Origin of the sequence: Roseovarius litorisediminis (assembly GCF_900172295.1) — a bacterium.
Lineage (GTDB): Bacteria > Pseudomonadota > Alphaproteobacteria > Rhodobacterales > Rhodobacteraceae > Roseovarius > Roseovarius litorisediminis.
The window spans coordinates 70,893-88,119 of the sequence record NZ_FWFL01000001.1; the positions used below are offsets into that span (position 1 = coordinate 70,893).

Annotated in this window: 15 protein-coding genes; 5 read left to right on the plus strand and 10 right to left on the minus strand. The window is 58.6% G+C overall.

Annotation, left to right across the window (positions count from 1 at the left end):
* Positions 1 to 38: 38 nt before the first annotated feature.
* From PEL8287_RS00325 to PEL8287_RS00355, 7 genes are all read right to left on the minus strand, one after another.
* Positions 39 to 1,742, minus strand: coding sequence for a phosphoethanolamine transferase (locus tag PEL8287_RS00325; RefSeq protein ID WP_085890355.1), 1,704 nt, complete (start codon positions 1,740 to 1,742; stop codon positions 39 to 41).
* A gap of 226 nt (positions 1,743 to 1,968) precedes the next feature.
* The gene (locus tag PEL8287_RS00330) at positions 1,969 to 2,355 is read right to left on the minus strand and encodes a CBU_0592 family membrane protein (protein WP_085890357.1); all 387 of its coding nucleotides are present in this window, start codon (positions 2,353 to 2,355) and stop codon (positions 1,969 to 1,971) included.
* A gap of 178 nt (positions 2,356 to 2,533) precedes the next feature.
* Positions 2,534 to 2,866, minus strand: coding sequence for a carboxymuconolactone decarboxylase family protein (locus PEL8287_RS00335; RefSeq protein ID WP_085890359.1), 333 nt, complete (start codon positions 2,864 to 2,866; stop codon positions 2,534 to 2,536).
* Between the two features lie 130 nt (positions 2,867 to 2,996).
* Positions 2,997 to 4,307: a pyruvate dehydrogenase complex dihydrolipoamide acetyltransferase gene (locus PEL8287_RS00340; RefSeq protein WP_085890361.1), complete on the minus strand. Its 1,311-nt coding sequence runs from the start codon at positions 4,305 to 4,307 to the stop codon at positions 2,997 to 2,999.
* A 14-nt stretch (positions 4,308 to 4,321) separates the two neighbouring features.
* The gene (locus tag PEL8287_RS00345; RefSeq protein ID WP_085890363.1) at positions 4,322 to 5,695 is read right to left on the minus strand and encodes a pyruvate dehydrogenase complex E1 component subunit beta; all 1,374 of its coding nucleotides are present in this window, start codon (positions 5,693 to 5,695) and stop codon (positions 4,322 to 4,324) included.
* 28 nt (positions 5,696 to 5,723) lie between these two features.
* The gene (gene pdhA / locus PEL8287_RS00350; protein ID WP_085890364.1) at positions 5,724 to 6,719 is read right to left on the minus strand and encodes a pyruvate dehydrogenase (acetyl-transferring) E1 component subunit alpha; all 996 of its coding nucleotides are present in this window, start codon (positions 6,717 to 6,719) and stop codon (positions 5,724 to 5,726) included.
* Between the two features lie 177 nt (positions 6,720 to 6,896).
* The gene (locus PEL8287_RS00355; RefSeq protein ID WP_085890365.1) at positions 6,897 to 7,196 is read right to left on the minus strand and encodes an FtsB family cell division protein; all 300 of its coding nucleotides are present in this window, start codon (positions 7,194 to 7,196) and stop codon (positions 6,897 to 6,899) included.
* Between the two features lie 131 nt (positions 7,197 to 7,327).
* Here PEL8287_RS00355 and PEL8287_RS00360 point away from each other — a divergent pair, with 131 nt between their 5' ends.
* Complete coding sequence (locus PEL8287_RS00360) at positions 7,328 to 8,950, plus strand: acyl-CoA dehydrogenase family protein (protein WP_085890366.1); 1,623 nt, start codon at positions 7,328 to 7,330, stop codon at positions 8,948 to 8,950.
* Between the two features lie 196 nt (positions 8,951 to 9,146).
* Here the strand turns inward: PEL8287_RS00360 and PEL8287_RS00365 are convergent, their stop codons facing one another.
* The 3 genes from PEL8287_RS00365 to soxR all read right to left on the minus strand — a co-directional run bounded on the left by PEL8287_RS00365 (position 9,147) and on the right by soxR (position 12,631).
* Positions 9,147 to 10,685, minus strand: a complete 1,539-nt coding sequence (locus PEL8287_RS00365; protein WP_085890368.1) for a trimethylamine methyltransferase family protein — start codon at positions 10,683 to 10,685, stop codon at positions 9,147 to 9,149.
* A 240-nt stretch (positions 10,686 to 10,925) separates the two neighbouring features.
* Complete coding sequence (locus tag PEL8287_RS00370; protein ID WP_085890369.1) at positions 10,926 to 12,107, minus strand: pyridoxal phosphate-dependent aminotransferase; 1,182 nt, start codon at positions 12,105 to 12,107, stop codon at positions 10,926 to 10,928.
* A 53-nt stretch (positions 12,108 to 12,160) separates the two neighbouring features.
* Positions 12,161 to 12,631: a redox-sensitive transcriptional activator SoxR gene (gene soxR, locus PEL8287_RS00375; RefSeq protein ID WP_085890371.1), complete on the minus strand. Its 471-nt coding sequence runs from the start codon at positions 12,629 to 12,631 to the stop codon at positions 12,161 to 12,163.
* Between the two features lie 81 nt (positions 12,632 to 12,712).
* Here soxR and PEL8287_RS00380 point away from each other — a divergent pair, with 81 nt between their 5' ends.
* The 4 genes from PEL8287_RS00380 to PEL8287_RS00395 all read left to right on the plus strand — a co-directional run bounded on the left by PEL8287_RS00380 (position 12,713) and on the right by PEL8287_RS00395 (position 17,223).
* A complete protein-coding gene (locus PEL8287_RS00380) occupies positions 12,713 to 13,087 on the plus strand; it encodes a VOC family protein (RefSeq protein WP_176228520.1) in 375 nt (124 codons plus the stop codon).
* Between the two features lie 180 nt (positions 13,088 to 13,267).
* The gene (gene cysS, locus PEL8287_RS00385; protein ID WP_085890374.1) at positions 13,268 to 14,671 is read left to right on the plus strand and encodes a cysteine--tRNA ligase; all 1,404 of its coding nucleotides are present in this window, start codon (positions 13,268 to 13,270) and stop codon (positions 14,669 to 14,671) included.
* A gap of 178 nt (positions 14,672 to 14,849) precedes the next feature.
* The gene (gene cimA, locus PEL8287_RS00390; protein WP_085890375.1) at positions 14,850 to 16,463 is read left to right on the plus strand and encodes a citramalate synthase; all 1,614 of its coding nucleotides are present in this window, start codon (positions 14,850 to 14,852) and stop codon (positions 16,461 to 16,463) included.
* Positions 16,450 to 17,223, plus strand: a complete 774-nt coding sequence (locus PEL8287_RS00395; protein WP_085890931.1) for a squalene/phytoene synthase family protein — start codon at positions 16,450 to 16,452, stop codon at positions 17,221 to 17,223. The genes cimA and PEL8287_RS00395 overlap by 14 nt, the downstream gene beginning before the upstream one ends.
* Positions 17,224 to 17,227: the final 4 nt, after the last annotated feature.

Genomic DNA, 17,227 nt, shown 5'->3' on the forward strand with positions numbered 1-17,227 from the left:
TACACTGGGTCTGGAATTGGCAGCACCGATTTGCGACTTCAGTTCGAAGCCATGGCCTGTCTGGACTGCAGCACCCGGCACGGCGCGAACAGGTCAAGATTGCCTGTGCGCTCTGTGGTCTCGATGTTCAGCATCCCAAGTACCGAGTGGAAAAAGTTGTCGTGTGTAACGGTCTTATCTTCACTGTTTTCAACGCAGTTATAATCGAGTGTCATGTCGCTTCTGAAGTTGTCCGACATCCACAATAGCATCGGCACGCGTGTTTGTTCCTCGGGGGCGGCCCAATAGGGGGCAGCATGAAGATACAAGTTGTTTTCTCCAAGAGATTCTCCGTGATCAGACACATAGATCAATGACGTACTGAGGTTTGATAGGGTCTCGAGATACTTGATCGTATTTGCCAGTTGCAGGTCGGTATAGGCAACTGCATTGTCATAGGCATTAACGACTTCCCCGGGGGGGCAATTTGCCAGATCTGCATCTCTGCAATCGGGAAGGAATTTGGCAAATTCTGTTGGGTAGCGCTCAAAATAGGCCGGTCCATGATTGCCGATCTGATGCATCACGATAACCGTGTCATGAGTGATCGTTTCTGCCTTTTGTTGCAGCAGTTTCAATAGAATACCGTCGTTGCACTCTCCATTTGAGCAGAATTCTGGATCGTTTGCCCGGTTATAGTTTGAATAGGGGACGCGCTTTGCCACGCCCATATCGCCGGTATTTGCATCCCACCACTCGACGTCGTAACCGGCGCGCACAAGCAAGTCCAAAAGGTTTTCGGTTGCAACGGCTTTTTCAAAGGTGAAATCCGACCGGTTGTATTTTGAGAACATGCAGGGGATGGACACGGAAGTGGAGGTTCCACAGGTCTCGACACCCGCAAAGGACAGAACATTCAGTTTGGCAAGCTCAGGCGTCGTGTTGCGCTTATAGCCGCTAAGCCCCCAGTTCTGGTCGCGCAGGGTTTCGCCGATAACCAAAAGGGTCAGAACCGGGTGTTTGGCGTGTGCCACGAGTTCGCCCTTGCGAGCATCCAGGCCGATCTGCTGAAACTCCAGCGATTGAGCACGCCACATCATCTGGGCGTATTGGATGGCGCTGTTAACCGGGCCAGCTGGGTGCAGTATTTTTCTCAGTCCAGGTGACTTCTTCAGCGAGAAACTATAAGTTTGATAGTTGCTATAGGCGACACCGAAAAACAATAACCCGCACACAAGCAGCAACAGGTTGTGCCGCAATGCCGATTTCAGAAATGGCGGGTGCGATACCCGAACCAGAAGCACGACCAGCGACGGGATAACCGCGAAGGCAACCATGTACCGGATATAAGACAGGGTGAACAGGTTTTTGGATTCGTTCGCAGTAGTTCCCAGGATATTCTGGATCATCTCTCGGTCAATAACGACGCCCATGTTCTCGTGAAAATACGAGGCCCCCGCAGCTATTAAGATATTCGCGATAAGGACGGGTTTTAGCAGCCAGCGGTTGGTAAACAGCAGAATATACGCCATGCTCAATCCCCAGATGCCGACGACGAAGAGCAAAAAGAGACTGGGCTGGGATTTCAGCAATCCGTAGGACCGCGACCAAAAAGAAAAATTGTAGGCCGACAATAGCCATAGATTGACAAAAACGACCAACAACAACCCAGAAATAGCCGGGCGTGACCGCCACATCTCGCTGAAAGATGCTGGCGTGTTTGGTGTTTGAGTTGAAATACCGGGTGCTGCAGGTTTTTGCATCGCTTTTCCAAGAGACGGTTTGTTGCCCTGCCTTGGCGATCAATCCTTACAGCTTACTTACAAAGCCATGTATTTTTTCAGTCCTTTCGGGATCTTAGGGTTGAAACGCAAAAACCTTTTTTTCAGGCAGAAATTCGCCTGTTTTTGAAATGCATCCACTAAATAACCAAGACAATGATTGTCCGGAAATCCCCGGTTGCGGATGCGCCATGGCCTAGGCAACTGTTTAACTGACATGCCGGGATGGCTGAACCAAACTTTGTGTTGTGATGAATAATCCGCCGGGTGACCGGGGGCGGTTCGAGCGATGCTGTCGCCAACGCAACACAGCCCGGCCCAGGACCATCACGACATAAAAGCAATGGATCAGGGCCGCGCTGAGGTTGAAATCTACCAGCAGTGAAATCAACACGCAGGTCGAGGCGCTAAATACCAGCAGAAAATACGCTGGTGGGGAACTGGTCAGCCGTCCTGTGCAGAGACAGAAAAACCCCATGACATAGATCGTGAACCCCAGCAGGCCCACGGCCCGGAATACCAATATACTGTCAACGGCTGAAAATCGTACAACGCCATAAAAATAACCCCAGAAGGTACTGATAATCTTTTGCAAAATTTACCGCGCTACAGGTGCGGCTACTGGTACTGGTAATATAAGCAGGATGGTTCGATCGCCATGAATGGTAAAGTATGGAAAACCTGACCCTATGGTTATTTCGACATGAAAAACCACTCCTTCATCTCGACGGAATGGTTATTTTTCAGGTGGCGGATCCGGATAGCCGGTCAGGTTACGACAACTGGTCAAAGGCTTCGATCGCCTTGGCGCCGTACATGTACCCGGGGCCACCATTCATCATGACACAGACATTGATCGTTTCGGCCACTTCTTCGCGCGTGGCGCCTGCACGGATCGCGGCCTTGATGTGAAACCCAATACAGTCGTTGCACTGTTTCGACACCCCAATGGCCAGCGCGATCAGTTCTTTATGTTTGGTGCTCAACGCCCCTTCGGCCAAGGCTGCGTTGTGCAGGGCGTGAAATCCTTTTGCGGTCTCGGCCTGCTCGGAGCGCAACGGGCCAAGAAGCGAGGAGGTATGTGCAAGTGTGTCTTTCCAGTCCATCGATTGTCTTCTCCAAATTTTCCCAGCGATACCCCAGCACGGGTTTGGAAAACTTGAGACAGATCAGATCGGCAAAAGAAAAAGCCCCGGAGAGGTACCCGGGGCTTTGAAATTGGCGAAGGTGGGGGCCTCAGGCCAGCATCATCATCGGATTTTCCAGGTTGTCGACGATATGCTGCAGCAGTTCTGCGCCGAGCGCGCCGTCGATCACCCGGTGATCGACACTCAGCGTGCAGGACATCACAGTGGCCACAGCCAGTTCGCCATCATCGCCGACAACGGGCTGTTTCTTACCCGCGCCGACGGCCAGAATGGCGCCATGCGGGGGGTTGATCACTGCGTCGAAATTATCGATGCCGAACATGCCCAGATTCGAGATGGCAAAGCTGCCCCCCTGATATTCATGTGGGGCCAGTTTGCGGTCGCGGGCACGACCGGCAAGGTCTTTCATTTCGGCCGAAAGGGCCGACAGCGATTTCATCTCGGCGTCTTTCAGCACGGGCGTGAAAAGACCACCCTCGATGGCCACGGCCACAGCCACGTCCGAGGGTTTCAGTTGCAACACTTTGTCACCGGCCCAGACGGCATTGGCCGCAGGCACTGCCTGCAATGCCAGTGCACAGGCCTTGATGATAAAGTCGTTGACGCTGAGTTTGACACCGCGCCCTTCAAGTTGCTTGTTCAGCGTGCTGCGGAACTTCAGCAGCGCGTCCAGTTTGATGTCGCGCCGCAGATAGAAATGCGGCACGGTTTGCTTGGCTTCGGTCAGGCGGGCGGCAATGGTTTTGCGCATGCCATCCAGCTTGATCTCTTCGTATTCGCGACCCTGATACATGGCGGCGACAGCATCGCCCGACGGACCCGAGGGCGCGGCTGCGGCCTTGGGGGTTGCATCAGAGGCTGCGGCTGCCGGGGCGGCAGTGGCACCGGCCTTGGCGCCTTCCACATCTGCCTTGACGATCCGGCCATGCGGGCCTGACCCGGTGATCTGGCCCAGGTCCAGCCCCTTGTCAGCCGCAATCCGGCGCGCCAGCGGTGATGCAAAGATGCGGTCACCCCCGGCGGCTTTGGGGGCGGCGGGGGCGGGCGCCGCGGCGCCCCCTTTGGGGGCCTCCTCGGCACCCGCGTCGGCCTTTTGGGCCTCCGGTGCGGGGGGGGTCGGGGCGGTGGACACATCGCCGATGTCATCGGCCGTTTCCCCGTCTTCCAGCAGCACGGCGATGGCGGTATTTACCTTCACGCCTTCGGTGCCCTCTGCAACCAGGATCTTGCCGATGGTGCCGTCATCAACGGCCTCGAATTCCATCGTTGCCTTATCGGTTTCGATCTCGGCCAGCAAATCGCCCGAGCTTACGGTATCGCCTTCTTTTACCAGCCATTTGGCCAGGGTGCCTTCTTCCATGGTGGGGGACAGGGCGGGCATGAGAATTTCTGTAGGCATCGCGTCTTGTCTCCTTACCGGTAGGTCACTTGTTTGACGGCCTCGATCACCTCGGCGGTCGAGGTCAGCGCCAGCTTTTCAAGGTTGGCCGCATAGGGCATGGGCACGTCCTTGCCGGTGCAGTTGATCACCGGGGCATCCAGATAGTCGAATGCGCGCTCCATGATCACCGCACTCAGATGGTTGCCTATCGAGGCCACCGGCCAGCCCTCTTCGACGGTCACACAGCGGTTGGTTTTCATAACACTTGCCAGAACCGTATCGTAATCAAGCGGGCGCAGGGTGCGCAGATCAATCACCTCGGCTGAAATGCCGTCTTCGGCCAGCTTTTCAGCCGCCTCAAGCGCGTAGGTCATACCGATACCAAAGCTGACGATGGTTACATCCGTACCTTCCCGCCAGATACGGGCCTTGCCAAACGGCACGGTGAAATCATCCAGCTTGGGTACCTCGAAGGTGCGCCCATAGAGAATCTCGTTTTCAAGGAAGATCACCGGGTTGGGATCGCGAATGGCCGATTTCAGCAGGCCCTTGGCATCCGATGCCGAATAGGGCTGTACCACTTTGAGGCCCGGCACCTGCGCATACCATGCGGCATAGTCCTGGCTGTGCTGCGCGCCCACGCGGGCCGCAGCCCCGTTGGCACCGCGAAACACGATCGAGCAGCCCAGCTGACCACCCGACATATAGTTGGTTTTACCGGCAGAGTTGATGATCTGATCAATCGCCTGCATGGCGAAGTTCCAGGTCATGAATTCGACAATCGGTTTCAGACCACCCCAGGCAGCCCCGACACCGATCCCGGCAAAGCCATGTTCGGTAATCGGCGTGTCGATCACCCGCTTTGCGCCGAATTCTTCCAGAAGATTCTGGGTAATCTTGTAGGCGCCCTGATATTCGGCCACCTCTTCGCCCATCACGAATACTGTATCATCGCTGCGCATCTCCTCGGCCATGGCCGAGTTCAGCGCTTCACGCACCGTCATGGTCTGCATTTCGGTGCCTTCGGGCCAGTCGGGGCTCAGATCGGGGGCCGGGGCCGCAGGTGCTGCGGCCTGAGCAGGGGCGGCCGTCGCGGGGGCTTCGGCGTCGGCGGGCGCCGCAGCGGGCGCGCTTGCCGCACTTGCGATGTCGTCCGCAGTTTCGCCCTCTTCCAGCAGCACGGCGATGGCAGTGTTCACTTTCACGCCTTCGGTGCCTTCCTCTATCAGGATCTTGCCGATCGTGCCTTCATCGACGGCTTCGAATTCCATCGTGGCCTTGTCGGTTTCGATCTCTGCGATGATATCACCGCTGCTGACGGTATCGCCTTCCTTGACCAGCCATTTGGCCAGTGTGCCTTCTTCCATCGTTGGCGACAGGGCGGGCATCAGAATTTCGGTTGCCATGTTTGTTTTCTCCTGAAATCGCTGTCGCTTATGCGTCTACGTAAATGTCGGTCCACAGTTCTTCGACTGCGGGAATTGGGCTTTCCTTGGCAAACTCGGCCGAGGCGTTGACGACGCCTTTGATCTCTTTGTCAATTGCTTTCAGATCGTCTTCGGTGGCGTGTTTGCCGGTCAGAAGCAGCTCGCGCACGTGTTCGATTGCGTCTTTTTCCTCGCGCATTTTCTGCACTTCCTCCCGCGTCCGGTACTTGGCCGGGTCCGACATCGAGTGGCCGCGATAGCGATAGGTCTTGACCTCAAGAATGTAAGGGCCTTTGCCGGCACGACAGTGGGCCACGGCCTTGTCGCCCGCTTCTTTGACCGCCAGTACATCCATCCCGTCAACGGTTTCGCCGGGGATACCGAATGCCGCGCCGCGGGTGTAGATATCCGGGGTCGAGGTTGAACGTTTCTGCGAGGTGCCCATGGCATACTGATTGTTCTCGATCACGAAAACAACCGGCAGTTCCCAAAGTGCGGCCATGTTAAAGGTTTCATACACCTGTCCCTGGTTCGCGGCGCCATCGCCGAAATAGGTAAAGGTGACATTGTCATTGCCTTTGTACTTGTCCGAGAACGCCAGCCCAGCACCCAGCGGGACGTTGGCACCGACAATACCGTGGCCGCCATAAAAATGCTTGTCCCGGCTGAACATATGCATCGAGCCGCCCTTGCCGCGCGAATACCCCCCGCTGCGGCCTGTCAACTCGGCCATTACGCCGTTCGCTTCCATCCCGCAGGCCAGCATATGGCCATGATCGCGGTAGGTGGTGATACGTTTGTCGCCCTCTTTTGTAGCAGCCTCAAGGCCGACCACGACAGCCTCTTGCCCGATGTAGAGATGGCAGAAGCCCCCGATCAGACCCATGCCATACAACTGACCCGCCTTTTCCTCGAATCGGCGAATCATCAGCATGTCGCGATAATATTGTTTGAGTTCGTCAGCAGAAACGTTTGGTTTCTTTACAGTTTTCCGGGCGGCCATCGGCGGGCAACTCCTTGTCAATACAAATAGTTTAGCATTAAACTATCTAATACACGATCTCCGTGCGTCTGACGAGGGTGAATTTGCCGCAAGGTCTGGGCATGCGCGTGACCGGATCATAGGCGTATAGTCCAAGGCCGCCTGCCACGGCGAATGAGTCTGCGATGGTAAGGCGACTTACCGGATCACGATCTCGTCGCTGCGCAGCAGGCCCAAAACGTCGCGCGCCTGCTGATCCAGCAGATCAAGATCCAGATAGGTGTCTGACAACCGCAGGGTCAGGTTTTCCATCCGTGCAACCTGATTGGTCAACTGATCCAACTGGACCTGAAGGGCCTTGCTTTCGGCCTCGATCTCGGCACGGCTGAACAGACCATAGTCGCCCTGCACGGCGGCAAAGGTGAAATAAACCCCGAGGAAAAAGGCGATGGTAAAAAAGATCAGCGCGCCAAGCGCGGGTCGTTTGCGGGGGGTCATGTCTGGTCTGCCTCTTTATCCGCCTCTGACGGGCGGTCCGTACACAATGCCACAAGTGATTCGCTTTGTGAATCCCCCTTTCACACAAAAGCTGTTGCAGGATACGATTGCACCTGAGAGGAGAATCTCCGATGCCCGATACACCGCCACGCAGTGCCCTTGCGACCCATGAGGTAACAAACCAGCCCTTGCCCCGTGGTGATCTAGATCTCTGGGCGCAGGATCCGGCGTTGCGTGATCACGCCGCAGGCGCCGGGGCAGATACCGAACATCTGGCAGGATACGGGGCAAAGATCGGCACACAAGCCATGCAGCAGGCGGGCAGGGATGCAAACCGCCACAAACCGGACCTTGTCCTTTTTGACTCGGGCGGGCGGCGTCTGGACGAGGTACGGTTTCATCCGGCCTATCACCAGTTGATGAAAGCCGGCATTGGCGCGGGCTATGCCGCGATCGCGTGGGAAGGGGGCAAGGGCGGCCATGCCACACATGCCGCCATGGTCTACCTGACCAGCCAGATCGAGCCGGGCGTCTGCTGCCCGATGACCATGACCTATGCCGCTGTGCCTGCCCTGCGGGCCGACAAGCCCCTGTTTGACCTGTGGGTGCCCAAATTGACCGCACGCGTCTACGATGGCGCGTCAAAACCGCTGGGGCGCAAACCAGGCGCGACCCTTGGCATGGCGATGACCGAAAAACAGGGCGGCTCGGATCTGCGCAGCAATGCCACCACCGCCACGCCCGATGGAGACGGCTATCGGCTGCGCGGCCACAAATGGTTCTGCTCGGCGCCGATGTCCGACGGGTTTCTTACGCTGGCACAGGCCCCCGGGGGACTCACGTGTTTTCTGGTTCCGCGCTGGCTTGAGGGCGCGCGCAATGCAATTCAGATTCAACGCCTCAAAGACAAGCTGGGCAATCACGCCAATGCCTCGGCCGAGATCGAATTTGCGGATGCGGTAGCGCATCGGCTGGGCGAGGAGGGGGCCGGTATCCCCACCATCATCGAAATGGTGCACCACACCCGGCTGGATACCGCCATGGCGCCTGCTGGATTGATGCGGGCGGCGCTGGATCACGCGCATCACTGGGTCACACACCGCACGGCGTTTCAGAAACAACTGATCGACCAGCCGCTGATGCGCAGTGTTCTGGCTGATCTGGCACTGGATTGGGAGGGCACGCTGGCGCTTGGCCTGTATGTCGCGCGGGCCTTTGACGGCAAGACGGAACAGGATCGCGCTTTTGCCCGTCTTGGCGTGGCTTTGGCCAAGTTTTTGGGAAATAAACTGTGTCCGCCGCTGATTTACGAGGCGATGGAGGTGCTTGGCGGCATGGGCTATGTCGAGGACACAGCCTTGCCGCTGCTCTACCGCGAGGCGCCGCTCAATTCGATCTGGGAGGGGTCAGGCAACGTGATCTGTCTGGACATCCTGCGCACGCTGCGGCGTGCACCGCGGGCGGGCGAGGTGCTGAGCCTTGAGCTGGGCCGTGCCACCGGGCAATATCGCCAATTCGATGCGGCTGTGAAAGCGCATATGGCGCGGTTTCCCAAGCTGCCCGAAGAAGGTCAGGCGCGCTGGTATGTCGAAAGCCTGGCCACTTTGCTGACGGCCGCAATTCTGATCCGTCAGGCCCCGGCGGCGGTGGCCGAGGGCTATGTCGCCACCCGCCTGAGTAGCGACCGCGGCCGTGTGGCCGGCGCTATCGGCCCGGTGGATCACGCCGCCATTCTGATGCGGCTGAACGGCTGAACGCGGTTTTCCGATTTCGGTGGTTTTTCAAAACGGAGCGCGCTGACGCGCGCGCATGTTATCTCGTCAGGCGGCCTGCGGCCTTTTCCTCGGGGTGGGTGGGGGTGATGTGACGTCTTTGAAAGCCGGCGCAAGGCCCGGGATCTGACAGGACAGCGCCGCGGCGCAGGGGCAGCCCCCGCACCGCTGGTCCGGGTCAAGCAGGCAGGTGGATGTTGAACCTGCGCCGGATCTCGGCATCGACCATCGGATCAAACCGGGCGGCTGATCTGTTGGACAGAATCTGTTCCTTGCGCGCGATGGCATTGGCAATCAGGTCGGGCTTGCCGTTTTCGTCCCATTCCTTTGGGCTCATACGGTTACCAAGGGCAGGATAGACATAATCGGATTCCATGCGCGCCAGTGTCTGGTCCGTGCCCAGATAATGGCCCGGCCCACCTATGCAGACCTGACGGATCTGATCGACGGCCATGGTTTCTTCTGTGACTTCAATCCCGCGGACGCAGCGCATGGCATGGCCGATCAGGTCATCGCCGAGAATGAGCGATTCCAGACAGAAACCCAGGAGAGAGGCATGCATGCCCGCGGCTTCATACACCATGTTGAGGCCCGAAAGCCCCGCCATGACGTTCGAGCACATCATTTCCCATCCGGCCTGCATGTCAGGCAGCTTGGCATCGGCTATGCCGCCCACGGCACCGCCTGGCAGGCCGTAGTATTTATGCATCTGCGCACAACCCGAACTGAGAAGCGCCTGTTCGGCCGAGGCGCCAGTCATCGCACCGGTCCGCAGATCAAGCCCAAACGGCCAGGTGCCGAAAATCGCGGTGTGGCCGGGTTTGACGGCGTTGACATAGACCAGACCAGCCATGCATTCGGCGGTGGCCTGCACGATGCCGCCGGCAATGGTCGAAGGAGTCGTGGCCCCCGCCATGCCTGCCGACAAAAGCAGGATGGGCATGCCGCCTTTGATGCATTCCTCCATCACCTGACAGGATTCTGTGGCGAATTTCATCGGTGGCACGACAAAGCAGTTGGAGTTCGAAACGAAAGGCCGCTCGCGCCATTTGTCTTCGCCGCCGGCGATCAGGTGCAGCATTTCCAGCGCGCCCTTTACATAAGACGGATCCGTAAATGAGGTGCCTACGTGTTTGGTGGTGCCCGCAGTGCAGCCGTAAAGCGTGTTCAGGTCCATTTCGTAATTGTCGGTGATATCACGACAGACCATGGGGCGCTGCACGAAATGGATGTTGTCCAGAACATCCGAGATCCGCGCTGCATCGTGCAGGTCCTGCAGGGTGCAATGACGGTAGTTTTTGCCCTCGATGTCAACCAGATGCACGGCCGCTCCGGCGGTGCCGTAGTGCACCTTTGCGCCTGCAAGGTTCATGTCGCGTTTCGGGTCACGGCCAAAAAGCGTGATCTCGCGGTTAGCTTTGGCGATTGTGTCCTCGATCAGCGCGCGGGGGAAACGGATGCGCCCGTCATCGCCCTGAATGGCCCCGGCACCGGTCAGGTAATCAACGCCACTTTGCGGGGCGTCAGCCAGGCCGATCTGTTCCAGTGCATCCAGCACCGAATTGTGGATATTGGTCATATCCGTATCGGTCAGGGGCCTGTATCGCCCGCCTTCCATGCCGGGACGAATGGGGCGCATGGCGTCAGATAGGGGGGCGGCACGGCTGGCTTTGCGGGCGGCACGGCCACCGGCGCGTCGGGACGGGGTTGCAGTCATGTTCTTGGTATCCTGTGGTGTTGTCAGTTGAGGCGAAAACTTATGCCGCAACTGGCCTTCCACGCGCTGCCCGACCCCGGGCCGCGCCGATGGTACGGGTGATGATTGCGATCTTGGCACATGGGATCATGGCCATAGAACTCCCTGCATTTTTCGGGCAGTCGGCATGATTCCCCGGGGCAAGTCTATTCCGTTAACGACGGATGTCGTAAATGAACCTCAGAGGTCGTTCGATTTGTATCAACGGGACTCGCGGGGTAAGTCACCGGCCAAGGATAGCAGGTGGCCTATGGCGTCTGCCAACCGCTCGTCCGCCACGGTCAGCGCCACGCGTATGTGGCCCGCGGCGGCCTTGCCGAAACTTTCGCCGGGCATTACCGCCACTTGATGCGTCTCCAGCAGGCGGTTTGCGAAAGCCTCGCCGCTTAGCCCCGTCGTGCGGATATCCAGCATGATATACATCGCACCATCGGCGGGAATGGCGCGCACGGTGGTCTGCCCCGCCAACAGGCCTAGCACCAGATCACGGCGGCGGCGGAAGGGTGCGGCCACCTGTGCCTCGAACGCTTCCCCCTGCGCCAGCGCAAAACACCCGGCCTCCTGAATGAACCCAGGTATGCCATAGGTGGTGTGGGTGGCCAGAGTGCCCATATGGTAAATCGCCTCTTCCGGCCCAACGACCCAACCCAGACGGCTGCCGGTCATGGCATGGCTTTTTGACAGTGATCCGATCACAAGCGTCTGCGCTGCCATTTCCGGCAGGGCGCGCGGGGTCAGGTGGTCGCCTGACCAGACCTGGGTGTCATAAACCTCGTCCGAGATCAGCCAGAGGCCGTGCGCCTGACAGACCCGCGCGATACCTTGCAGCGTCTCACCTGAATAGACCACGCCCGTGGGGTTGTTGGGCGAATTGATCAGCAGGCTTGAGGCCCCATTTGCCATTGCGGCAATATCCGCCGGATCGGGCTGAAACAGCCTGTCTGCCCTGGCCTCGACGGCTATGGGCACAGCGCCCGCACCGCGGATGGTTCCGGTGTAGGTGGCATAATAAGGGTCAATCAACAGCGCTGTGTCGCCTTGGTCGCAGGCGGCATTATGGGTCGCGAACAGTGCTGATTGCCCACCGGGGGTAACCAGCACATTGTCGGGCGTGGTTTTAACACCGGTGCGTTCGCTGACCCGCCTGGCCACCGCGTCGCGCAGGTTCTTGTTGCCATTGAACATGGAATAACCGGTATGTCCCGCCAGCGCGGCCTGATACATGGCGTCCAGTATGCTGCGGTCGGTGCCAATATCATGTTCGCCAATTGTCAGTTGCGTCACATCCATGCCATCCGCCACCATCTGCTTGGCACGATAATACACATCCCACCCGTCAGACCCTCCGCCGGTCAGCCCGGTAATCCGCTTTGACAATTGCATGGCTTACCTCCGTCGTGCTGTCGCCCGGACCCATCCACCCAATCGCCCGGTTGTCAATCGATTTCAACCGGATCCCCCAACAGATACCTGGGCCCCTGACCCCGGCGCGCCGCCTTGTCGCGTTTATTGTAAAGCGCGCAGGTTTTCAGCGACAGGCAGCCGCATCCGATGCATCCGTCCAGCCGCGACCGCAGTGCTTGCATCTGCGCGATTCTTGCATCCAGAACGGCACCGAATTTGCGCGAGATGCGCGCCCAGTCGCCTTTGTTTGGCGTGCGGTGCTCGGGCAGGGTGGCCAAAGCCTCGCGGATCTCGGCAATGGAAAACCCCAACCCCTGCGAGATCATGACAAAACTCAGCCGCCGGATGTCCGACCTTGCATAACGCCGGTGCCCGCTTTCGTTGCGCTCAGGCAGAACCAGCCTTTCATCTTCATAATACCGGATCGCCGAGGGCGACAGGCCTGTGCGCTCGCTCACATAGCCGATTGTCAAACCGCGGTTTTCTAACCGTTTGTTTGGCATGGGAATTTTTCCTATTGAATTAAAGTTAACTTGAAGAATTACGTTGGAAGCCGAAAAGAATCAACGTGAAGGGAAATCATTATGAAACTGGAACATGTGAACATCACCGTGCCCGAACCCAAGACAAGCGCGGCAATTCTGTGCGATATTTTCGGCTGGCATGTCCGCTGGGAAGGTGCGGCCAAAGACAACGGCTTTACCGTGCATGTGGGCGATGACGACAGCTATCTCGCACTGTATGCGCCGCAAAAGGACCTTGAACCGCTGGGGGACACCTATAGCCGGATTGGCGGCATCAACCATGTCGGCGTGGTTGTCGATGACATCGACGCCACCGAAGCGCGGGTCAAAGCCGCCGGATACACGCCCCATAACCATGGCGACTATGAACCGGGACTGCGATTTTATTTCGACGGCCCCGACGGGATTGAATTTGAAGTCGTCAGTTATTCCTGAAGCTTGACGCCCCGGGGGCGGCTGCCTATGGTCGCCCCCCATGAGACCGAACACCAGAACACCGATTTGCACTATTTGCTGCATTACCTGCTGAGATAACTCAGGCGGGCTGTTCTTTCTCATTCTAATTCTGGATCGAAGTTGGTAAGCCCGCCGCCAAGGCATGCGCGCGAGGACGATATGACTTTGATCAGGCTTTATAACACCAGAACCCGCAAGAAAGAGGATTTCAAACCCCTCGATCCCGATAACGTGCGCATGTATGTCTGTGGCCCCACGGTTTACGACCGCGCCCATCTGGGCAATGCGCGCCCGGTGGTGGTGTTTGACGTGCTCTATCGGTTGTTGCGCCATGTCTATGGGCCCGATCACGTGACCTATGCGCGCAATTTCACCGACGTCGATGACAAGATCAACGCGCGCGCCGCTGAGTCTGGTCGCTCAATCGGAGATATCACCGCCGAGACAACCCAATGGTTTCTGGATGACATGGGCGCACTTGGCGCGCTAGAGCCCGACGAGATGCCCCGTGCCACACAGTATATCCCACAGATGGTGGCGATGATCGAAGACCTGATCGCCAAGGGCCACGCCTATGCCAAAGAAGGCCATGTCCTGTTTCGTGTGCGGTCTTACAAGGACTACGGCAAGCTTTCAGGCCGGTCGGTCGATGACATGATCGCGGGCGCCCGGGTTGAAGTCGCGCCGTTCAAAGAAGACCCGATGGATTTTGTCCTGTGGAAACCCTCAACCGAGGATCAACCGGGCTGGGACAGCCCATGGGGCAGGGGCCGCCCCGGCTGGCACATCGAATGCTCGGCGATGGCCTATGAATTGCTGGGCGAGTCGTTTGACATCCACGGCGGCGGCAACGACCTGATGTTCCCGCACCACGAGAACGAGATCGCACAAAGCTGCTGTGCCCATCCCGAGGGTGGGTTTGCGCAGGTCTGGATGCATAACGAGATGCTTCAGGTCGAGGGCAAGAAGATGTCCAAATCGCTTGGCAACTTCTTCACGGTGCATGATCTGTTGGAGCAAGGCGTGCAGGGTGAGGTGATCCGGTTTGTGTTTTTGAGCACGCATTATCGCAAGCCGATGGATTGGACGGCGGAGAAGGCGGAACAAGCGCGACAAACGTTGATTGAGTTCCAAAAGATTGCGCGGGGTCACACACCGTCAAGCCCGCCGGATTGGTTTGTCTCGCTTCTTGCTGATGACCTCAATACTTCTCTGGCGCTTTCGGCATTAAGAGATGTTGCAGAGGCTGGAGATCCGGCTCAGTTTGTCGCGGCAGCTAATCTTCTCGGACTTCTTTTGCCTGAAACGGGATATTGGTGGAAGGAAGAACTTTTGGACACTGTTTTTGTTGCAGGTTCACAAAGTCAATGGAACCATGTTCCTTTGGTTCGCTCTGCTGCTAAAAAGTGGCAAGAACTGCGTGCAAACAAGCAATACGAGGAAGCGGACCGCCTGCGGAACCAATTGGAGGAAGCCGGCGTTGAAGTGCGAGCGGTAGCTGCCGGTGTGAGCGCATACATGGGGATAAGTTTAGACCCCGCCAAACTGGAGGCCCTCAAATGAGACGCTACGCCGAGGAGGGCAGCGCCCGCGCCGCGCGGGGCCGGTGTGAGGGGCACCCGAGTGCCATGAAACGCAACGATCGTACTTGCCGCGCCGTTGCAAAAGCGCCCGCCCCGTGGGGGGGCGGTGCGGGCGCTGCCCGGGCAAGCCGGGCGAACACACAACAGGCGGGGTTACTATGACACGCGAGCGCCTCTACCTTTACGACACCACCCTGCGCGACGGGCAGCAGACGCAGGGCGTGCAGTTCTCAACCCCGGAAAAGGTCCAGATCGCCAAGACCCTCGATAAACTTGGGCTTGATTACATCGAAGGTGGCTGGCCCGGGGCCAACCCGACCGACAGCGCGTTTTTCGATGACGCGCCGAAAACCCGCGCCACGATGACTGCCTTTGGCATGACCAAACGCGCCGGGCGCTCGGCCGAAAACGATGATGTTCTGGCTGCCGTGATGAATGCCAATACGCCCGCAGTCTGTCTGGTGGGCAAAACCCACGATTTTCATGTCGATACCGCGCTGGGCATCACGCTGGATGAGAACACTGAAAACATCTCGCGATCGATCGAGTACCTGGCGAAACAGGGGCGCGAGGCGCTGTTTGATGCCGAACATTTCTTTGACGGCTACAAATCCAATCCCGGATATGCGCTAGAGGCTGTGAAAGCCGCCTATGACGCCGGTGCCCGCTGGATCGTGTTGTGCGATACCAACGGCGGCACCCTGCCGGTTGAAATCGGCCAGATCACCGCTGCCGTCATTGCCGCAGGAATCCCCGGCGATCACCTTGGCATCCACACTCATAACGACACCGAAAACGCGGTTGCAGGATCGCTCGCGGCCATTGATGCCGGTGCGCGGCAGGTGCAAGGCACGCTGAATGGTCTGGGCGAGCGGTGCGGGAATGCGAACCTCACAACGCTGATCCCGACGCTGTTGCTGAAAGACCCTTATGCCAGCAGCTACCTGACCGGCATCACACTTGAGGCTTTGAAAACCCTCACTCAGGCCAGCCGGCAGTTGGACGATATCCTGAACCGTGTGCCGATGCGGCAGGCGGCCTATGTCGGGGCTTCGGCCTTTGCCCACAAGGCCGGGCTGCATGCCAGCGCGATCCTCAAAGACCCGACAACCTATGAACATATCGACCCCGAACTGGTCGGCAATGCCCGCATCATCCCGATGTCCAATCAGGCGGGCCAGTCGAACCTGCGCCGCCGTCTGGCCGAGGCGGGGCTGGAGGTCGACAAAAGCGATCCTGCCTTGCCGCGCATTCTGGACGAGATCAAAGCGCGTGAGGATCGCGGGTATACCTACGACAGCGCGCAGGCCAGTTTCGAGCTGCTGGCGCGCAAGGAACTGGGGCAGTTGCCAAAGTTCTTTGAGGTAAAGCGCTACAAGGTCACGGTTGAGCGGCGCAAGAACAAATACGACCAGATGGTTTCACTTTCCGAGGCGGTTGTGGTGGTCAAGGTGGACGGCGAGAAAAAGCTGTCCGTGTCCGAATCCATGGACGAAAGCGGTTCGGATCGCGGCCCGGTCAATGCGCTGTCCAAGGCGCTGGCCAAAGATCTGGGGCGCTATCAGGACGTGATCGAAGACATGCGTCTGGTCGATTTCAAGGTGCGTATCACCCAGGGCGGCACCGAGGCGGTGACCCGTGTCATCATCGACAGCGAAGACGGGCAGGGGCGGCGTTGGTCGACTGTGGGCGTCAGCCCCAACATAGTCGATGCCTCGTTCGAGGCGTTGCTGGATGCGATAAACTGGAAATTGCTGCGTGCTGAGCGATGATCTGAACGCCTGCGCCGATCTGGTGCGCCGCGCCGATCCTGACAGGTTTCTGGCGGCCATGGCGGCCCCCGTCGCGGCTCGGCGCGTGCTGTTCCCGATCTATGCCTTCAATGTCGAAGTGGCGCGTGCGCCCTGGGTCACGGCCGAGCCGATGATTGCCGAAATGCGCCTGCAATGGTGGCGCGATGCACTTGACGAAATCGGGTCGGGCAAAGTCGTGCGGCGGCACGAGGTCGTGACACCTTTGGCCGATGTGCTGGAAGCCCAAGGCACTGAATTGCTGGATCAGCTGGTGGCGGCGCGCCGTTGGGACATCTATCGTGAGCCGTTTGAAGATACGGCGCAGTTCCGCGATTATCTGGATAGAACCGCGGCCAATCTGATGCTGGCCGCCGCCCGTCCGCTTGGCGAGGTTGATGCCGGTGTCATCCGCGACGCAGGCTTTGCCCATGGCCTTGCCAATTGGTTCCGCGCCATCCCGGCGCTGGAACGGGCAGGGCGTGTTCCGCTGACCGATGGCCGTCCCCAGGCGATTGTGGCGCTGGCAGAAGAGGGGCTTGACCGTCTGGCACGGGCCCGACGCGAGCGGGCCACGATCTCACGCCTGGCCGGTGCTGCGTTGCTGCCGCTTTGGCAAAGCGGCGCTTTGCTGCGTCAGGCACTGCAAGATCCATCGCGCGTGGCGGATGGGGTGCTTGGCCTGTCCCCGATCCGTAGCCGGACAGGCCTGTTGCTGCGTGCCACAACAGGCCGCTGGTAACTGC